At 38.7% G+C, this 17,635-nt stretch carries 18 protein-coding genes and 6 tRNA genes; 4 read left to right on the top strand and 20 right to left on the bottom strand.

Going from position 1 to position 17,635, the window contains the following annotated elements:
- Positions 1-16 precede the first annotated feature (16 nt).
- From pstA to IHV11_RS04760, 5 genes are all read right to left on the bottom strand, one after another.
- Entirely contained in the window at positions 17-895 is an 879-nt protein-coding gene (pstA, locus tag IHV11_RS04780) for a phosphate ABC transporter permease PstA (protein WP_191753819.1), read from the bottom strand.
- Positions 895-1,851 (bottom strand): phosphate ABC transporter permease subunit PstC, encoded by a 957-nt coding sequence (gene pstC / locus IHV11_RS04775; RefSeq protein ID WP_370568626.1) that lies wholly within the window; start codon positions 1,849-1,851, stop codon positions 895-897. The genes pstA and pstC overlap by 1 nt, the downstream gene beginning before the upstream one ends.
- 106 nt (positions 1,852-1,957) lie before the next feature.
- The gene (locus IHV11_RS04770; RefSeq protein ID WP_197193837.1) at positions 1,958-2,917 is read right to left on the bottom strand and encodes a PstS family phosphate ABC transporter substrate-binding protein; all 960 of its coding nucleotides are present in this window, start codon (positions 2,915-2,917) and stop codon (positions 1,958-1,960) included.
- A 233-nt stretch (positions 2,918-3,150) separates the two neighbouring features.
- Positions 3,151-5,202, bottom strand: a complete 2,052-nt coding sequence (locus IHV11_RS04765) for a penicillin-binding transpeptidase domain-containing protein (RefSeq protein ID WP_197193836.1) — start codon at positions 5,200-5,202, stop codon at positions 3,151-3,153.
- A gap of 120 nt (positions 5,203-5,322) precedes the next feature.
- Complete coding sequence (locus IHV11_RS04760; protein ID WP_197193835.1) at positions 5,323-6,600, bottom strand: MFS transporter; 1,278 nt, start codon at positions 6,598-6,600, stop codon at positions 5,323-5,325.
- 232 nt (positions 6,601-6,832) lie between these two features.
- Here IHV11_RS04760 and IHV11_RS04755 point away from each other — a divergent pair, with 232 nt between their 5' ends.
- Complete coding sequence (locus tag IHV11_RS04755; RefSeq protein ID WP_197193834.1) at positions 6,833-7,093, top strand: hypothetical protein; 261 nt, start codon at positions 6,833-6,835, stop codon at positions 7,091-7,093.
- On the opposite strand, the gene IHV11_RS04750 is transcribed toward IHV11_RS04755, so the two are convergent.
- The 9 genes from IHV11_RS04750 to IHV11_RS04710 form a co-directional block, all read right to left on the bottom strand.
- The gene (locus tag IHV11_RS04750; protein WP_197133120.1) at positions 7,094-7,705 is read right to left on the bottom strand and encodes a superoxide dismutase; all 612 of its coding nucleotides are present in this window, start codon (positions 7,703-7,705) and stop codon (positions 7,094-7,096) included.
- A 217-nt stretch (positions 7,706-7,922) separates the two neighbouring features.
- A tRNA-Phe gene (locus tag IHV11_RS04745) sits at positions 7,923-7,998 on the bottom strand.
- A 143-nt stretch (positions 7,999-8,141) separates the two neighbouring features.
- A tRNA-Ser gene (locus tag IHV11_RS04740) sits at positions 8,142-8,234 on the bottom strand.
- Positions 8,235-8,241: 7 nt separating this feature from the next.
- Positions 8,242-8,318 (bottom strand) — tRNA-Ile (locus IHV11_RS04735).
- A 26-nt stretch (positions 8,319-8,344) separates the two neighbouring features.
- Positions 8,345-8,420, bottom strand: a tRNA-His gene (locus tag IHV11_RS04730).
- Between the two features lie 22 nt (positions 8,421-8,442).
- Positions 8,443-8,519: transfer RNA gene (locus tag IHV11_RS04725), tRNA-Met, on the bottom strand.
- A gap of 4 nt (positions 8,520-8,523) precedes the next feature.
- Positions 8,524-8,598 (bottom strand) — tRNA-Asn (locus IHV11_RS04720).
- A gap of 153 nt (positions 8,599-8,751) precedes the next feature.
- Positions 8,752-9,234 carry a DUF456 domain-containing protein gene (locus tag IHV11_RS04715; RefSeq protein ID WP_197193833.1) on the bottom strand — a complete coding sequence of 161 codons (483 nt, stop codon included), beginning with the start codon at positions 9,232-9,234 and terminating at the stop codon, positions 8,752-8,754.
- A gap of 74 nt (positions 9,235-9,308) precedes the next feature.
- Positions 9,309-10,913: a Na/Pi cotransporter family protein gene (locus IHV11_RS04710; protein ID WP_197133413.1), complete on the bottom strand. Its 1,605-nt coding sequence runs from the start codon at positions 10,911-10,913 to the stop codon at positions 9,309-9,311.
- A gap of 190 nt (positions 10,914-11,103) precedes the next feature.
- Here IHV11_RS04710 and IHV11_RS04705 point away from each other — a divergent pair, with 190 nt between their 5' ends.
- On the top strand, positions 11,104-11,643 hold the full coding sequence (locus IHV11_RS04705; RefSeq protein WP_197193832.1) for a DUF1189 family protein: 540 nt from the start codon (positions 11,104-11,106) through the stop codon (positions 11,641-11,643).
- Between the two features lie 33 nt (positions 11,644-11,676).
- Here the strand turns inward: IHV11_RS04705 and IHV11_RS04700 are convergent, their stop codons facing one another.
- Complete coding sequence (locus IHV11_RS04700; protein ID WP_197133126.1) at positions 11,677-12,552, bottom strand: DUF1002 domain-containing protein; 876 nt, start codon at positions 12,550-12,552, stop codon at positions 11,677-11,679.
- Between the two features lie 168 nt (positions 12,553-12,720).
- Here IHV11_RS04700 and IHV11_RS04695 point away from each other — a divergent pair, with 168 nt between their 5' ends.
- Together IHV11_RS04695 and ispG are read left to right on the top strand one after the other, a co-directional pair.
- Entirely contained in the window at positions 12,721-13,044 is a 324-nt protein-coding gene (locus IHV11_RS04695; RefSeq protein ID WP_197133128.1) for a LysM peptidoglycan-binding domain-containing protein, read from the top strand.
- Positions 13,045-13,145: 101 nt separating this feature from the next.
- Positions 13,146-14,264 carry a flavodoxin-dependent (E)-4-hydroxy-3-methylbut-2-enyl-diphosphate synthase gene (gene ispG / locus IHV11_RS04690; RefSeq protein ID WP_197193831.1) on the top strand — a complete coding sequence of 373 codons (1,119 nt, stop codon included), beginning with the start codon at positions 13,146-13,148 and terminating at the stop codon, positions 14,262-14,264.
- A gap of 437 nt (positions 14,265-14,701) precedes the next feature.
- On the opposite strand, the gene IHV11_RS04685 is transcribed toward ispG, so the two are convergent.
- The 5 genes from IHV11_RS04685 to IHV11_RS04665 form a co-directional block, all read right to left on the bottom strand.
- Positions 14,702-15,082 (bottom strand): DUF4190 domain-containing protein, encoded by a 381-nt coding sequence (locus IHV11_RS04685; protein WP_197193830.1) that lies wholly within the window; start codon positions 15,080-15,082, stop codon positions 14,702-14,704.
- Positions 15,083-15,197: 115 nt separating this feature from the next.
- The gene (locus IHV11_RS04680; protein WP_144699038.1) at positions 15,198-15,410 is read right to left on the bottom strand and encodes a DUF1540 domain-containing protein; all 213 of its coding nucleotides are present in this window, start codon (positions 15,408-15,410) and stop codon (positions 15,198-15,200) included.
- A gap of 70 nt (positions 15,411-15,480) precedes the next feature.
- Complete coding sequence (locus IHV11_RS04675; protein WP_197194915.1) at positions 15,481-15,894, bottom strand: Fur family transcriptional regulator; 414 nt, start codon at positions 15,892-15,894, stop codon at positions 15,481-15,483.
- 8 nt (positions 15,895-15,902) lie between these two features.
- Positions 15,903-16,751, bottom strand: a complete 849-nt coding sequence (locus IHV11_RS04670) for a metal ABC transporter permease (RefSeq protein ID WP_197193829.1) — start codon at positions 16,749-16,751, stop codon at positions 15,903-15,905.
- Between the two features lie 12 nt (positions 16,752-16,763).
- The gene (locus IHV11_RS04665; protein WP_197133138.1) at positions 16,764-17,540 is read right to left on the bottom strand and encodes a metal ABC transporter ATP-binding protein; all 777 of its coding nucleotides are present in this window, start codon (positions 17,538-17,540) and stop codon (positions 16,764-16,766) included.
- Positions 17,541-17,635 lie beyond the last annotated feature (95 nt).

The following is a 17,635-nucleotide window of genomic DNA, read 5'->3' as shown; positions in this document are numbered from 1 at the left end:
GTCCTCCTACTCTCTATTAGAAGCGTTTATGAAACTTATTTCGGATTAATACTGCGATTGAATTCATGATCAGCAAGATGATCAGTAATATAATAATCCCACTCGCTGCGAGCATATGGAAATCTTCTTGCGGTCTGCTCGTCCAATTGTAAAGCTGAATCGGTAACACTGTGAACTGCGAGAAGATGTTTTCTGGAACAAATGCTACATAAGCTAATGCACCTAGTACCAATAGTGGTGCAGTCTCACCAACAGCACGTGATAAAGCTAGGATCGTTCCTGTCAAAATCCCAGGAAGCGCTGCAGGGAATACAATTCTTCTGATTGTCTGCCATTTTGTAGCACCCATCCCGAAAGAAGCTTCTCGAATTTCTCTCGGCACAGTTCGAATCGCTTCTTGTGAAGCAACAACGATTACAGGAAGAATTAATAGGCTCATCGTCAAACCACCTGCAAGTACACTTGATCCTAAGCCAAGAAGACGAACGAAAATCGTTAGACCTAATAATCCGAATACAATTGATGGTACACCTGCTAAATTTGAAATATTTATCTGAACAAATTTTGTAAAAGCGTTCTTTTTCGCATATTCTTCAAGATAGATTGCGGTTCCGACACCCAGGATAAAAGAAACCGGTGCAGTTACAGCCATTACCCAAATAGTACCGAGTAGCGCAGCCCATATACCTGCACGTTCAGGCATTCTCGATGCAAAATTCGTAATGAAATCCAAGCTTAGATATGGTAAGCCTTCTGATAAGATTCTGTAGATCAATACTCCTAATACGAGTAAAGAAAAACAAGTTGCAAGTATAAAAAGGAATTTAGCAAAACCGTTTGCTGCTAATCTCGTTCCCATTCTTTTTTTAACAGATTCTTTATTGATTAATGGCATTAATATTCCTCCCTAAACTTGCGGGAAATGAATTGAGCAAGTAGATTCATGATTAATGTAAATACGAACAACGTCATACCTACAGCATAGATACTATAATAGATCGTCGTACCATAGCCCGTGTCCCCTTGGCTGACCTGAACGATATAAGCGGTCATCGTTTGGATCGACTCTGTTACGTTAATATCTGCTGTTGGTCTAGAACCCCCTGCAATGGTAACAATCATCGTTTCACCGATCGCTCTTGAGATTCCTAGTACGAACGATGCAATAACTCCCGAGAGTGCCGCCGGAAGTACCACTTTCATTGCCACTTCAAAACGTGTTGCACCAAGAGCCAACGCACCTTCTCTCATAGAGTTCGGAACAGCATTCATCGCATCTTCAGACAATGAAGCAATCATCGGAATAATCATGATTCCTACTACAATCCCTGGACTTAGTGCATTAAAGATTGAAATTCCGCCTGGAATGATTTTATCCAATAAAGGTGTAACGAAAGTCAGAGCAAAGAATCCATAAACAATTGTAGGGATTCCAGCTAAAACTTCTAAGATAGGTTTAATGATTTTTCTTGTTTTTGCTGATGCGTATTCACTTAAATATATAGCTGCAGCAAGACCTATCGGGATAGCAACAACCATAGCAATAGCTGTAACGGTCAATGTACCCATGATAAGAGCAATGATCCCGAAGTCTGCATTTTCGTCAGATGTAAAAGGAAACCATCGAGTATTAGTAAAGAACTCAACAATTGAGATTCGGTTAAAAAATGTAAAAGTTTCTGTTAACAATGTAAAGACAATACCTATTGTTGTAAAGATAGATATGATTGCACAGATTAGAAATATTTTTGGAACTACCTTTTCCATTACCGCCGATTGACTTCTTGAAGACTTATTCTCCTGAATCATAGAGCGGATTGATTTTTGGTTTGTTTTATCTCTGGACACCAACAAGACCTCCTATAATTCGACAATACTAAACAGGTGAAAGGTGAGGAGATTCCTCGCTCCTCACCCTTGTTTATGATTCTTATTCCTCTATTTCAATAAAGGACAATTATTTACCTGCAAGCTCATCTAGCTTTTTCATTTGCTCTTCGTATTTTTCCTTTGGAAGAGAAACGTATCCGATTGTATCAGATGATGCTAGCTCTCCTGCATTCTCTAGAGCAAATTTCACATACTCATAAACCGCTTCGTTATCTTTTAATGATTTGTTATTAACATAAGTGAACAATGGTCGAGAAAGTGGAGCATATTCTCCAGATTCAATTGTTTCAGGAGTTGGCTCAATTGGGCCGTTGCCTCCATCAATCGGAACTGCTTTTAACTTATCTTTATTCGCTTGATAATATGCATAACCGAAGAATCCGATCGCATCTTTAGAACCTGATACACCTTGAACGAGTACATTATCGTCCTCTGAAAGCTGTGCATCACGACGCATAGGCTCTTCTTCAAGGATTACTTCGTTCCAGTAGTCGTAAGTACCAGAATCAGTTCCTGGAGAGAAAACTTCAATTTTTTTGTTAGGCCATCCTTCACGTACATCAGCCCATGTTTTTGCTGCATCTTTTTCAAGGTAAATCTTTTTAAGTTCATCCACTGTAAGGTGGTCGATAAAGTCATTATCTTTACTTACAACTACAGATAATCCGTCTTTTGCAAGTTCAAATTCTGTAAATTCAATTCCTTTTTCCGACGCTGCTGTTTTTTCTTCTTCTTTAATTGGACGAGAAGCATTGGAAAGATCTAGCTCACCACGCACAAACTTTTCGAACCCGCCGCCAGAACCAGAAACTCCAACTGGTGCTTGCACATCAGGATTTGCAGCTTGGAACTCTTCAGAAACAGCTTCCATGATCGGGAATACTGTGGAAGATCCATCAATTTTAATCTTTCCGCTAAGATCTCCGCCGCCAGCTGCTCCATCTTCACTCTTGTTTCCACATGCTGCTGCGAAAACTAGGATTAGCGACATTACTGCCAAAAGGTACACAGACTTCATCTTGTTCATCTTGATAGGTCCCCCTAAAATATGATTATTTCGTCTTATCATGTTAGAGAAGTTTTTCTCAGGTCATGACCCCTTTTTAAAAGCTTGTTTCTTTCTTACATGTTCTACAATAAACCTTCAATGTGAAGTACGTTTTAATGAATTGTAAAGGTATTGTTAAGACTGGTTTATCCATGAATATGTTCTTAGTCTTTGCTATCGGATTTAATCTATACAAAAAAACCACGCATCAATTAGCGTGGTTCTTCTTGTTTTTCTTCTATAGGATCAGACTTTGTTGGTATCCCTTCTTTTTTCATAGCGAAGTATGCATCTAAAGCACCTTCAGCTATTTCACTATTCGTATTTCCTTCTTTAATATCGGGAACAACAACAGCAAATGCTATTTCTGGATTTTCATAAGGGGCATAACCGATTAAAGTTTTGTTAACGATTCCGGTAGCTTTATCGATCTCAGCGGTCCCTGTTTTTCCTGCTGGGTTATAATCTTTGTTCTTAAACTTCCAAGCTGCGGTACCGTTATTGCCATGCATCACTTCATAAAATCCTTTTTGTACAACCTTAATCTGACTCGGTGACATCTCAATCTTGTTTAACACATTAGGCTCAAAACGGTACTGAAGTTTTCCAAGTTTATTCGGATCAACAGATGGCTCTCTCACCTCTTTCAAGAGGTGCGGTTGCATCCTTAACCCTCCGTTCGCAATGGTTGAAACATATTGAGCCATCTGCATCGGTGTGTACGTATCAAACTGTCCGATAGAGAAGAACATCGCTTGTGATAGTTCACGGCTCATTCCCGTATTATACCCGGTCGCTTCAGAAGGAAGATCAATTCCAGTTGGGACACCAAGCCCGAACTGGCTATATGAGTTCCTTAAGATTTCAAACGCTTCTTGAACTTTATTTTCATTAAATCGCTTGTTTGAATAATCGTAACCTGCAAGTTTCATGGCAATATGCCACATGTATACGTTAGATGAGCGCTCTAATGCTTCTACAGCATCAACCGGTCCCATACTTTCATGTGATTTTAAAGATCGTCCATCTCCAAATGTAAGTGGTGCATCATTTATTACCGTATTTGGTGAAACGACACCTTGTTGTAAGCCTGTAAGTACGGTGGCTCCTTTAACGGTCGAGCCCATCGCATAAGAATGATATACGTTACCAAAAGGAATGTCTTTAAACTTTCCTGTCTTTCGGTCATATTCTTTTGCGGCCATTGAGAGGATCGCACCTGTATTCGGATCCATCATTACAACATAGGCACTGTCTAATTTACTGTTGTCGTATGCGTTTTTACCTCGAATCGCGTCTTTTAATTTATCTTCAATGACTTTCTCGACTTCTTGTTGAAGACTCATGTCTACTGTTAATACAAGATCGCTACCTCTTGCTCCCTCTTCCTCAACTGGATCTCCTACTGGGTTTCCTTTTTTATCGGTTACGTATTTAATCTTCGTTTTCGTACCGCGGAGCAATGATTCGTATTGTTCTTCAAGAAAACTAGTTCCGACCATATCATTACGATCGTTTCCTCGAGAAGTATAATAATCCATTCTTGATTTCGGAATTTGCTTTACTTGGCCAAATATATCACGAAATGAATTATTAAATGGATAAGAACGTTCAGCATCCGGCTTAATATCCACACCTTCTAACTCAGGTAAGTGTTCACTGACGGTGGCAATTTCTTTTTCGGTTGCGCCAATCTTTATACGCTGTGGAGATAGTGTATAGCCTCGGTCCATCTCACTTTTTATAGCCAGCACTTCAAGTTCTTTTTCAGAAAATGAGTTGATATCCTCTTCTGTCACTTTTTCTAGCATAAGATCGTATAGCTCTTCCGGAGGTGTATCTTTCTTTTCCTCTTTCGAGATTCTTGATTCAACTTGCTTTTCGTTCAAAAAAATAAAATAGTCTTTTTTGTCTCGCTCCGTCAACTCTTCTGTTCCTTTTTCGATGAGATCTGCAAGCTTCTGTGCCAACTGATGTCTTTCATCAACATCTGCTTCTTGTGTTCTCGTATATGTAATAGAGAAAACTGGTTCATTATCAACAACTACGCGGTAATTAGCATCAAGCATCTTTCCACGCGGAGCATCCAATTTTGTTGTAACATTTTCTGTTAAATAGGCTGTACGCTGATATTCCTCTCCTTTAACAATCTGTACATAGCCAAGACGGAGAACTAGAACAGAAAAGAGAAAAAAGACAGAGATAAATAAGGCATTGATACGAATCGGAACATGATTTTTTTTCTTTTTATCTTTTGTTTTCATAATATTGTAAATCTCCCTTTAAAACAGCACAGACACCTTAAAAAAGGTGTCTAATGTGAACCGGTAATTATATCTACATAATAATAGTATCCTTACCAAGGTAATTATGTCAAAAGATAATCATTGTTTATTTGTGTTGTTACCATCTTGTTGAGTCTCAGCGATCTCAATCGTTTTTGAAGAGTTAAATATGGGGAACGAAACTTTTCTTAAACAAAAATAAATCATAAAGTGTCCAGCACCTAGAACAGGAAGTAATAATGGAATGCCTTTTTCTTCAGATAGAAGGTGTACTACGATGATAAACGTTAGAATAGAAACGATTCTTCCTGCATTTAGATACATTTCACGAACAACAATATATTCAATCCTTTTTTCGTGTATACCACGGCATTTTCCAATAATATCGTAAGTTAATGACACATAAGGCACTAACAACAAAGGATAAGCGATCGATACTGATACTCCATATATAATGAGAAGTGTAAATGAAATAGGAAATAGCAGCATGAATGGGGATACGAATAAGAGCAGCCCTCCTCCAAATATCGCCTTCATACGATTTTTGGGATTCAAGTAATGTGATACACAATAATATCCGATAAACGAAACAAAAGATTGGATGAAACCATACGTTCCAAGAGCAAATTCACTTTTAGAAGCCGTGTAAACCCAAATGACGATTAAGAAAATAAAAGTACCTTCCCGAAATCCTTGAAAAAAGTGTGCTCTTAATAGTTGCAACCAAGCTTTATCGTGCTTACGTTCTTGCAAAACTTTTCTGATACCGTACAGACCGTCTGCTGTTCTCCTCTTTAAAAAAAAACTGATGACAACGGCTATCAAAAATAAAACCATCGAAATACTGAATATGGTTTCATACCCCAGATGTTTGTCCATCCTAGTAATGATATAACCTGCACTCAGTGGTCCGATCATTCCTGATATTGAATTTAAAACGCCTAAATATCCATTAAAAAAGTCTCGAGTCTCGGGTTCTGTAACCTCAAGAGTCAGAACATTAAACGCGAGCCAGTAAAATCCTAACCCGAATCCTAACATGGCTCCTAATAAAATGATGTAGTTACTTGCCATCGAACCCATCAAAAGGACTCCTATATAAAACAAAGCAAGGATGAAAACTCCAATCCTTAATACGATGACGCGATCGATCTTTTTCGCAAACCAACCAGCAAAATAGAACGCTATTGGCTGCATTACAACAATAGAAAGGTTATAACAGGCAATATCGGTGATCTTTCCCGATTGTTTCCACAGAAATATGTTAACAAATGTATTAGATAGAGCCGTACTTAACGTAAACAATCCACCTACAAATAACAGTAAAAACAAATCCCTAGGGTATTGGTCGGTATCCATGATTTTTTTGATTCTCATGTTTTCGCCCCCTTACATTTCGTCGTTAGTGTCTTTCAAGACGATAGGAGCTATTCACTTTTAAAGAAATTGGATTTTATTGCAAAGTTGTTTTCATATACTTTGATGCTTGTTAAAAGTAGTTGATCTCCACTCTCAGTTGACTATAGGTCGCATAGTAAGTGAAAAAGAAACATTCAAATGCAACAAAACTTTTAAACAACAAGTTTTTGCAAAGAAGGAGTGAACGAATTTGTTTGAGTATTGGATATATGATCTTGTTGATGAACAACTCTTGATTCAAACCTTACAGAGTTCTAAGGATAAAAATACAGATCAGCGTCTACTTTGGTACTTTCAATCCAAAAATGTATTTGTTGTTCAGTCCACTGTACCCTTTGGTGATGGCAACTTCACCCTAGATGAATTACTAGTAACATTATCTGATCATTATGAAATTCACGATAAAGGCATAATAAAAAGCCACTGGCATGCCAGTGGCTTAGTTACTTAATTATTTTGCTTCGTTGTAACGCTTTTCAACTTCATCCCAGTTTACAACGTTCCAGAACGCTGAAATGTAATCAGGACGCTTGTTTTGATATTTTAAATAATAAGCGTGCTCCCACACATCAAGTCCAAGGATAGGTGTCTTTCCGTCCATAACTGGAGTATCTTGGTTTGGAGTGCTTGTTACTTCAAGCTCTCCATTGTTTACTACTAGCCAAGCCCAACCAGAACCGAATCTTGTCTTCCCAGCGTTTGCAAACTCTTCTTTAAATGCATCAAGACTTCCAAATTTGTTGTTGATCTTGTCAGCAAGTTCGCCAGAAGGTGTGTTCGCTCCACCTGGTGCGATCACTTCCCAGAATAAGCTATGGTTTGCGTGTCCACCGCCATTGTTTCTAACAGCGTTTTGAATGCTTTGCGGAAGAGCATCTAAATTAGTTAAAAGATCCTCTAAGCTTTTGTTCTCGAATTCAGCTTGTCCTTCAAGAGCAGCGTTTAAGTTATCAACGTATGTTTTGTGGTGGCGACCGTGGTGGATCTCCATTGTTTCTTTGTCAATATGCGGTTCAAGTGCACTTGTTTCATAAGGTAATGCAGGCAGTTCAAATTTAGCCATGTTCATTTCCTCCTCATAATATGTAAAATTTTTTATGTTCATTTTCAAGAGTTACTTGAAAAGTGAAACCAGTTAATCAACTTTCTTGTTTAGAAAGTATTCAACATGTTTACCTTATCAAATTTAGAATGAACTTTCAATTCTTAAACACTGTACCCTTTTTAAACATAAAAAAACCTTACGACACGCTTATCGTAAGGTTGATGTTATATGTATATGGTGGCTCGAGACGGAATCGAACCGCCGACACGAGGATTTTCAGTCCTCTGCTCTACCGACTGAGCTATCGAGCCAAAAATTTTTCTAAACCAAAATTTTTGGTTTTTATATAATTACTGTGTCTCTTCCTCTACACGATTCTTTTCGGGTGTATCCGTCGAGACAACTCGCAGCATACTCGTGCTGTAACGCTCGTAGCTATCGAGCCAATATGTAATGGAGGAGGTAGAGGGATTCGAACCCCCGCGGGTCGTTAAACCCCTGTCGGTTTTCAAGACCGATCCCTTCAGCCGGACTTGGGTATACCTCCTCGATTATGGTGGACCCTGTAGGACTCGAACCTACGACCAATCGGTTATGAGCCGACCGCTCTGACCAACTGAGCTAAGGGTCCATTTGGAAAAAGTTATGTAAATATTATGGGGCGGACGAGGGGAATCGAACCCCCGAATGTCGGAACCACAATCCGATGCGTTAACCACTTCGCCACGACCGCCATCGTGAGTAAAAAAACATTTTGGTAGCGGCGGAGGGAGTCGAACCCACGACCTCACGGGTATGAACCGTACGCTCTAGCCAGCTGAGCTACACCGCCAAAATGGCTCCACAGGTAGGACTCGAACCTACGACCGATCGGTTAACAGCCGATAGCTCTACCACTGAGCTACTGTGGAATAACGTCTTAACGTTTGTTAAGGACAAGAACTACTATAGCACGATTTTTCATTTAAAGTCAATAACATTTTTAAAATTCATCTAAACGAACACTTGTGCTTTTTCAGAACAAAAATAATATAGCATGGTGGTACATAATTAGCAAGAGCGTATTATAAGACTTGGAAATAAAAATAACCAATCATAATGGCTTGCGTAAGCACTTTTATAAGTGTGGTACCTACAAAGGCAAGAACAGTCCCTATCCCTATTGATACAGCGGCTTTAAGTCCTTTCTTTTGAAAAAGAAGCTCTGCTAATACTGCGCCTATAAAAGGCCCGATCAAGATACCAGCGACCGGTATAACAAATGGTCCTGCGATCAAACCGATCGTACTTCCCCATAGAGCTGCCTTTGAACCGCCTTTTTTCTTCACTGCGTATGCATTTCCTACATAGTCAATGACAAATAAACTGATAAACAATAACACTTGAACAATGATGAAGAATGGTGCGAACGGTTCGAACGAAAACGCAAATCCATAGATGATAAAGCCTGCCGCAAGAAATAATACACCCGGTAAGATGGGATAGATTAACGCTACAAAGCTAATGGCAAAAGCTAGACCTATGATAATCCAATATAAAATATCCATATGTACTTCTCCTTTATATTCTAAAAAACACTAACTAAAAAAACCAAGAGGCTAAAAAGCCTCTTGGTTTCATTTTACTTCTCTAATACTGCTTCTGCAATGTTAACAGCATGGTCGCCTATTCTTTCAAGGTTGCTGATGATATCAACGAAGACGATACCAGCATTTCCATCACACTGGCCTTCATTCATACGCATGATGTGTTGCTTACGAAGTGTACGCTCCATCTTATCGATTTTGTCTTCTAAGCTTAAGACTTCCTTAGCAAGTTCAACATTACCTTCTTCAAGTGCCTTTACCGCTTTATCAACAGTAGAAACCGTTAACGTAAACATTTCATCAAGGTCCTTTTTGGCCGTATCTGTTAAACGTACATTGTTTCGTAATTGATAGTCCACAAGCTCAATAATATTCTCCATATGATCTCCGATACGCTCTATATCACGAGAAGTATCTAATAGCATCGAGTGTTCGTTCGATTCTTGTGGAGTTAATGGATGAGCAGACAATTTGACCAAGTATGCTGTGATTTGGCGATCTAAGTTGTTAATCGCTTCTTCATATTGCAAGGCAAGGTCTGCATTCTTCTTATCTTTTTCGTTCAAATATGTGATTGCTTCTTTTAATCCGTTCTGTGAATAGTTAGCCATTCGAATGATCTCTTGTTTAGCTTGTCTAATCGCTAATGATGGCGCTGTTTCTAAGACGATTTCATCGAGATGTTTTGCTTTGTATTCAATAAGAACATCTTCGCCTTTTATTAACTTTGTAACGATGTAAGCTAATGCTCCAATAAACCAGAATTGGATAAGAACATTAGTCACATTAAATGTTCCATGCGCAAAGGCTATCTGCATAGCAGGTTCTAAATCTAACTTTGTTGATAGAAATTCAATATAGTGTCTGAATGGAACAAGTAAGATTAAGAAGATCAATGTTCCAAGTAAGTTAAAGATAACATGTGTCAGAGCAGCACGTCTTGCTGCAACAGTCGTACCAATCGCCGCAAGTATAGCTGTAATTGTTGTTCCGACATTATCACCGAACAACACAGGCAGTGCAGCTTTAAGATCAATCATATCTTGAGAATAAAGTTCTTGTAAAATCCCGATTGTTGCACTTGATGATTGTACAATTACCGTAAATAACGTCCCAATTACTACACCAAGGATCGGATTATCACTCATAGAAACAGTTAAATCTTGAAATGATTGAAGACTGCGCAGTGGCTTCATACCATCTCCCATTAGTTCAAGACCTAGGAATAGTGCTCCAAAACCAAATGTGATCTGTCCAAAATAATTGTATTTAGGATTCTTAAAGAAGAATATTAAGATCGAACCAACAGCAATGATTGGCAGTGCGTATTCTCCTACATCGATACCGATAATAAATGATGTAATCGTAGTACCGATATTGGCACCCATGATGACACCAATAGCCTGGCGTAATGTTAAGAAACCAGCATTCACTAGTCCTACAGTAAGAACAGTCGTACCCGAACTACTTTGAATTAATACTGTTACGAATATCCCCGCTAAAACTCCCATAAAAGGATTTGTTGTTAATTTATCAAGTATTTCTCGTAATCGGTCTCCTGCAGAGTTTTGAAGGCCATCTCCCATGTACTTAATACCAAATAAGAAGATCCCCAGTCCTCCGATAAATTGAAATAACATTTCTTGATAATTCAATGTTTACAGCTCCTTATTAACTATCTTTTATCAACCTACGCCATTATCTCTATTTGTATTGTTTGTGTAAATAAAAATAGAGCATTTGTAACATTACCTTTACAATTGATGCATATTGTCGAAAGTTCTTGGTTCATGTAAACTAATTATGCTAACAATTAAAGGAGCTTCTCACATGAAATTACATATTCGCTTTGTTAAAAGTTTGTGGTCATTCAAATCTATCGCAAACTTCCGTTTCTTAGGGGTCGGCAGTACCATCATGTATGTTTTATTGTTGACACTGTTATGTATGATACCTGTTTTTAGCTTATTTTTAGTGAGTCTTATGTCTAAAAATAATCCTTTGAACAATTTTGAGAGTTATGGTTTGAATCCTGATCAAATGCAGAATTTCGCATCAACATTGGATGGCGTTTTCCCAATCATTGTAGCTGTCATATATATAGTGATGTATGTTCTCTTTTCAGGAATCTTATTTTCTGGCGCTTCTATACTAGCTGCTTTCGTTCTTCCTGTTGCAAAGCTCCTCAAGAGAAGACAGTCATACAGACATCTTTGGGTACTATCTTGTTACTCCATCACCATTCCATCGGTATTACTAACGGTCCTTTTCTTTGTAAACGTACATATCCCCTATTCATTTTTGTGGTTTTGGATGTTAGCTTTTCTCATTTGTGTTCTCTCTATAACAAAGATTCCAAGAAAAAAATAAAAAAGCGGCTTTCCGCCGCTTTTTTTTTAAGTTCTATTTAAACAGTGATCTGATCGCATCAATGATAGCCATAAAGAAATCAATTATCTTTTGGAAGAAAGACTGCGTTTCCTCATCTTTTAAGAAATCCCCAAGATTGTTACTGATGTCCTTTAAGCCATTTTGAACTTGATCCCAATCGATATTTAGATCTTTCATCTTATTGAACAACGCAAGCAACCCGTTTAGTTCTTCTTGTGTAAGTTCAATCCCCATGTCTTTCGCGACTTTTTCAATCAAAGCACGCAGATCTTCTTCTGATTGTACCGGGTTTTTCGCAATTTCTTCTTTGACACGTGTCATCAGCTCAGTGGCTTCTTTCGTTCCGATTCTCTCACCAAGTTCTGCAGTCTTTACCATCTCTTCATTCGCAACTTGTTTTTGAGCTTCTGGAATCTCAATCTGCGCTGTAGACTCGTACGCTTTTATGATACCTGTTAAAGCAGCTGTTCCTGAAACTTTAAATGGTGCTGTTACATAGATCTCCGCATCTGTCACACCTGCAGTTGTTAAAGCGTTCATATACATTTCTTCTGTTACCCAATTGATATTATTTGTCTTGACCGACAACCCTTGGTCTTTATCACCAATTGTAATCTTTGTCGACGAGATCGCTTTTGATCCGATTTGTGCTTTTGAAATATAGTTACCTAAGTATTGATGTTCTTCTTCGTTTGTAACAACCACAGATTCTACATCAGCAGGAACGTCCATTTCTTTTAAAAGTTCGTTTTTTTGTTCTTCTGTTAAGTTCTCACCTAACGTAACGATTATGTCGCCAGGTACAGCATCAGCATACATTGTTAATGGAGCAATAAATAGCGCTGCAGTCATTATAGATAGCAGTGCAAGGATTTTCGCTTTTTTCATTACTTTCACCTCTCCAATCGGTACAACTACAAAGATACGCAGAAATTCAATTTTTCTGTCCTTTCGCCTTTCCATTTTACACCATGCTCAAGAAAGAAGTCACTTTAAACTTGTCATAAAGAAAATGGACAAGCATATAGTAACATATGCGAAAGGATAGGGATTTTTATGAAACGATTCATAAGGGTTTGTGTGATCATGCTTGTTTTATATGTGGTAGCCTATGATCTGAAAATCGGGACACTCCCTCAGTCAAGTCCTGCCAACGCAGAAATACATACAGAAAAGAAACAAGATAAGAACAAACAAACTTTCAAAACGTATGAAGTAACACCTGGAGATACGTTAATTTCTGTTGTAGAGAAACTTAATTCTAATAAAAATTATTCCATTGTATCCATGATCAAAGATTTCAAATCATTAAACCCTGGAGTCAATCCAGAGAGTATACAATTAGGTAAATCCTACAAATTCCCTTTATATTCTAAGTGAGTGAGATAACATTACTTGTCAAAACAAAATGTTCCCTGCTAAAATGAACTGATGATAGGACAGAATAATACTGTCAATTTGAAAAAAGGAGCGATTCACCGATGAGTGAAATCACCCACCGTTCTAAAACAAGACCTGTAAAAGTAGGAAACTTAACAATAGGTGGTACTGATCAGGTTATTGTACAAAGTATGACAACAACAAAGACACATGATGTTGAGGCTACAGTAGCTGAAATTTTACGTTTGGAAGAAGCGGGCTGCCAAGTGGTACGTGTTGCATGTCCTGATATGCGAGCGGCAGAAGCAATCGCAGACATAAAGAAGAGAATTAATATTCCACTAGTTGTAGACATTCATTTTGATTATAAGCTTGCGCTAAAAGCCATCGAAGGTGGAGCAGACAAGATTAGAATCAATCCTGGTAATATCGGTCGTCGCGAAAAGGTTGAAGCTGTAGTAAAAGCTGCAAAAGCTAAAGGAATTCCGATTCGAATCGGCGTTAACGCGGGCTCACTTGAGAAGAAATATCTTGAGAAGTACGGTTATCCTACTGCCGATGGTATGGTCGAGAGTGCTCTGCACCACATTAAAATTCTAGAGGATCTTGATTTTCATGATATTATCGTTTCCATGAAAGCATCTGATGTTAACCTGGCTATCGAAGCTTATGAAAAAGCTGCAAAAGCCTTTGATTATCCTTTACACCTTGGGATCACAGAATCAGGTACACTTTTTGCGGGTACTGTAAAAAGTGCTGCAGGACTAGGTGCTATCCTTCATAAAGGAATTGGTAACACAGTTCGTATCTCGCTAAGCGCAGACCCTGTTGAAGAAGTTAAGGTTGCACGCGAACTATTGAAATCTTTCGGCCTTCTTTCGGATGCTGCCACATTGATTTCTTGTCCGACTTGCGGCCGTATCGAGATCGATCTTATCTCAATCGCTAACGAAGTTGAGGAATATATCTCGAACGTACGTGCACCGATCAAAGTTGCTGTTCTCGGTTGTGCCGTAAACGGACCTGGAGAGGCTCGTGAAGCGGATATCGGAATTGCTGGAGCTCGTGGTGAAGGATTGTTATTCCGACACGGAGAAATCATAAGGAAGATCCCAGAAGATCAGTTATTAGATGAACTGAAGAAAGAAGTCGACATTTTAGCAAAAGCACATGAAGAGAAGTTAAAAGCTGAAGCTGAAGCTGCAGCTCAGCAAGTATAAATTTTAAAAAGCTCCCACCTTTGGGAGCTTTTTTCTATTGCTATAATCGATCTTTCCTTTTTCAAAAAACTGTTTTCGTATACATTGGTGTTTCCTGAAAGTAGTTGATTTCCGCTACAGGTTGCAAGCTTTCCATGGGGCGTACGGTAAGCCTCCTGTCTAGTTGCAGTGGCTAGCTCCTCGAGGTCAAAAGTTAAACGGTTTTTGAAGAGCAAAGTACCACTTCTAAGTCCATTTACCTTTTGCTTGTCGTTGCTAAACGATTCACTTAAGAGTGAAACGAACGAATGTGGCTCACCACCTGCCCCGCGGAAAGCGAGCATCTGAAACGAAAATCAATTACTTCTTCAAGCTACAAACTACTCAAACTGTTTTTTCAAGCGCCTTATTCCCAAAAAAAGAAGAAGCGGTTAGCTTCTCCTTTGCTCCTTTTTCCTTTAAAAGAATGGTGCAAAAAACAACGAAATGATAATCGATACGACTCCTATTCCGATCGCCCAATTACCAAGCGAATGTGCACCTTGTCTTCTGGCAATGAATCCGACAATAATACCCGCTGCCCCAAACAACACAGGAAGTATGAACAAAGATAAAACAGATAGGATGATCGCGATGATTCCAGTCGCTTTACCTCCAGCTCTTTCCCGTGAATCTTCGTGCTCATGTCTGTGATCGTCGTCTCGATCTGAATAACGAGGTCTCTCGTTTTCAGGTAACGTCATATCACTTCTTACAGGAACCGGTACAGCCTCCGCAGCCATCTCTTCACGAAATGCTGCTTCGTTATTAATAGTACGTTCATCTCTTTCGTATACCATGATGATTCCCCCTCTTATCGTGTTAAGGAGCGTTCTTATTATGGCTTTAAAGTAACATTTTCATAGATGTTAGTTTATGGGCATTGAAAAAGAGGCCCGCTTTTGGCCTCTTTGTTTAATGTTTTGCTTTAAACGTATGACAACATGTTTCAGCTGTATCGTGAGCAGCATCTTTATGAGCTGCATCACCATGGAGGCTACCGTCTGCACTCATGTCAATAGACATGTTTGCATGCTTGTCGATCTCAACAAGAATGGCATCTGCTACACAATTGTTACCTTCCCCCCAATACGTACAATTCGATACATTACATTTTACTTCAGGCATAAAAAAAACCTCCTTTCACCTTAGCTTGGCTAAATAAAAGGAGATACATACTTGAATACATATAAAAAGTTTAATTTTTGCATGTTTCACAATAACCATAGATCTCAAACTTATGACCCGTGACATCAAAACCGTTCAATTCACTGTCTAACACTTCCATCGGGCACGTATGAATAGACTTCGTACTTCCACATGTAAGGCAGATTAAGTGATGATGATGTTCATTATGTGAACACGTAAACCGAAACTTCTTCTCACCTTCCCACTCTGTTTCTTCAAGTAATTCTAATTCGACGAAGGTGGTTAAATTTCGATAGATCGTATCAAAGCTAAGCCCAGGGTACTTGTCCTTAAGTGCTTCTTGGACTTCCTTAGCTGTAAGATATCTCTTTTCACGAGCAAATAATGAAAGAAGATCTTTTCTTTTTTCCGTATACTTATACCCTTTCTTCTTTAAAAGCTCCATTGCTTGTTCAATCGTCATCGCAAATTTCACAAGTGACCCACCTTTCTGGAACCTGTAAATTTTTTATAAAAAATACTTAAGCACAAAATGACAACCAAGCATAAAACAATCGTTCCGCCTGATGCAAGATCTAGGTAGTATGACAAAAACATGCCAGAGATTACTGATATCTCACCAAAAAGAACGGAGAGCCAAATCGCCTGTTTAAATCCTTTTGCGATCCGTATGCTTGCAGCAACGGGTAATGTCATAAGTGCTGATACTAATAGAATGCCTACGATCTTCATAGATGCAGCAATGACTAAAGCTGATATCGCCATAAAAGCAACCAAGATCCAATTGCTTCGAATTCCAGATAGCTTTCCTTGTTCTTCATCGAAAGATAAGACAAATAATTCTTTGTACATAAAAAACACGAACAAAAGAACAACAACAAGAATAGCAAAAACCGTCCAAACATCTGATCGCTTAACTGCAATAATACTGCCGAAGAGGTAGTTGAACAGATCTGTGTTAAAACCATCTGCCATTGAGATAAAGATGACACTCAGACCGATTCCAGCTGACATGATAATAGGTATAGCAAGCTCCTCATAATGCTTGTACACTTTTCTAAGTTGTTCAATAAATATGGCTCCACCTACCGAGAAAGCCATCCCCATGTAGATGGGATTAGCGGCAGCAAAAAAGGAAGACCATTTTCCTAACAGCAAATTGGCAGCAATACCCGCTAAGGTGATGTGGGACAAAGCATCTGCGATTAACGCTTGCCGTCTTACCACAATAAAAACCCCTAATACAGGAGCAAGCAAACCAACCATAATTCCTGTTAAGAAGGCATTTTGTAAAAATTCATATTTTAAAAACGGTAACATGTGTTCCTCCCCTTACTCGTGACCATGATCATGGTGAAGCACATGAACATGATGACCATAAAAAGCAGACATATTTTCAGAAGAGCTTTCCTCAAACTCTTTCGTATTTCCATGAAAATGAATCTGTTTATTCAAACAAGCTACATCCGTAACATAATTCGTCATGACACCAACATCATGAGTTACTAAAACTAGAGTCATGTTATTCTCACGGTGCAGTTCTTTCAGCATCTTATAAAAAGAATCTGATGATTCAGTGTCGACTCCAACGGTAGGCTCATCTAATATCAATAGTTCCGGATCACTGACTAAAGCTCGCGCGATAAAGATACGCTGTTGCTGACCTCCGGATAACTCACCTATGTTCTGGTGGGCATACTGATCCATGTTCACTGATCTTAACGCTTCCCACACCTTGTTCTTATCTGAAGCTTTTAAGAATCTAAACAATCCCACTTTACCGAAAAGCCCCATCGATACAACTTCAAACGCTGTTGCCGGAAAAGCTGTATTAAAGCTATTCGCTTTTTGTGAAACATACCCTACTTTGTCCCAGTCATTAAATTTATTTACTTTTTCCCCAAATAGATAAACGTTTCCTTCTTGAGGCTTCTGAAGACCTAATATACATTTGATTAGTGTGGATTTACCTGAACCATTCGGACCTACCAGTCCAAGAAAAGATCCTTTTTTTATCTCCATCGTTACATGCTGGAGAACATTTTTATCGCCATAATGAAATGATAGATCATCTACACGAATGGCTATCGATTCTATATTGTTATTCATGAGTAACCTCCGTGAGAAATTAAAAATAAGTAGTAATGAGTACGATTTAAACTGTCTCATAGTATACACGAATTATGAACAAAGTAAAACAACAT

It is taken from the genome of Fictibacillus sp. 26RED30 (assembly GCF_015903845.1).
Classification (GTDB): Bacteria; Bacillota; Bacilli; order Bacillales; family Fictibacillaceae; genus Fictibacillus; species Fictibacillus phosphorivorans.
The sequence above is the reverse complement of the archived record's forward strand: the minus strand, read 5'-3'. Positions and strand labels throughout refer to the sequence as shown.

Coding starts and splice junctions, on each gene's coding strand:
- IHV11_RS04705 (WP_197193832.1), top strand. CDS start 11,104: ATGAAATTACATATTCGCTTTGTTAAAAGTTTGTGGTCATTCAAATCT.
- IHV11_RS04710 (WP_197133413.1), bottom strand. CDS start 10,913: ATGTTATTTCAATTTATCGGAGGACTGGGGATCTTCTTATTTGGTATT.
- IHV11_RS04750 (WP_197133120.1), bottom strand. CDS start 7,705: ATGGCTAAATTTGAACTGCCTGCATTACCTTATGAAACAAGTGCACTT.
- IHV11_RS04700 (WP_197133126.1), bottom strand. CDS start 12,552: ATGAAAAAAGCGAAAATCCTTGCACTGCTATCTATAATGACTGCAGCG.
- IHV11_RS04715 (WP_197193833.1), bottom strand. CDS start 9,234: ATGGATATTTTATATTGGATTATCATAGGTCTAGCTTTTGCCATTAGC.
- IHV11_RS04685 (WP_197193830.1), bottom strand. CDS start 15,082: ATGGTATACGAAAGAGATGAACGTACTATTAATAACGAAGCAGCATTT.
- IHV11_RS04695 (WP_197133128.1), top strand. CDS start 12,721: ATGAAACGATTCATAAGGGTTTGTGTGATCATGCTTGTTTTATATGTG.
- IHV11_RS04680 (WP_144699038.1), bottom strand. CDS start 15,410: ATGCCTGAAGTAAAATGTAATGTATCGAATTGTACGTATTGGGGGGAA.
- IHV11_RS04665 (WP_197133138.1), bottom strand. CDS start 17,540: ATGAATAACAATATAGAATCGATAGCCATTCGTGTAGATGATCTATCA.
- IHV11_RS04770 (WP_197193837.1), bottom strand. CDS start 2,917: ATGAACAAGATGAAGTCTGTGTACCTTTTGGCAGTAATGTCGCTAATC.
- IHV11_RS04760 (WP_197193835.1), bottom strand. CDS start 6,600: ATGAGAATCAAAAAAATCATGGATACCGACCAATACCCTAGGGATTTG.
- IHV11_RS04675 (WP_197194915.1), bottom strand. CDS start 15,894: ATGACGATTGAACAAGCAATGGAGCTTTTAAAGAAGAAAGGGTATAAG.
- IHV11_RS04765 (WP_197193836.1), bottom strand. CDS start 5,202: ATGAAAACAAAAGATAAAAAGAAAAAAAATCATGTTCCGATTCGTATC.
- pstA (WP_191753819.1), bottom strand. CDS start 895: ATGCCATTAATCAATAAAGAATCTGTTAAAAAAAGAATGGGAACGAGA.
- IHV11_RS04670 (WP_197193829.1), bottom strand. CDS start 16,751: ATGTTACCGTTTTTAAAATATGAATTTTTACAAAATGCCTTCTTAACA.
- ispG (WP_197193831.1), top strand. CDS start 13,146: ATGAGTGAAATCACCCACCGTTCTAAAACAAGACCTGTAAAAGTAGGA.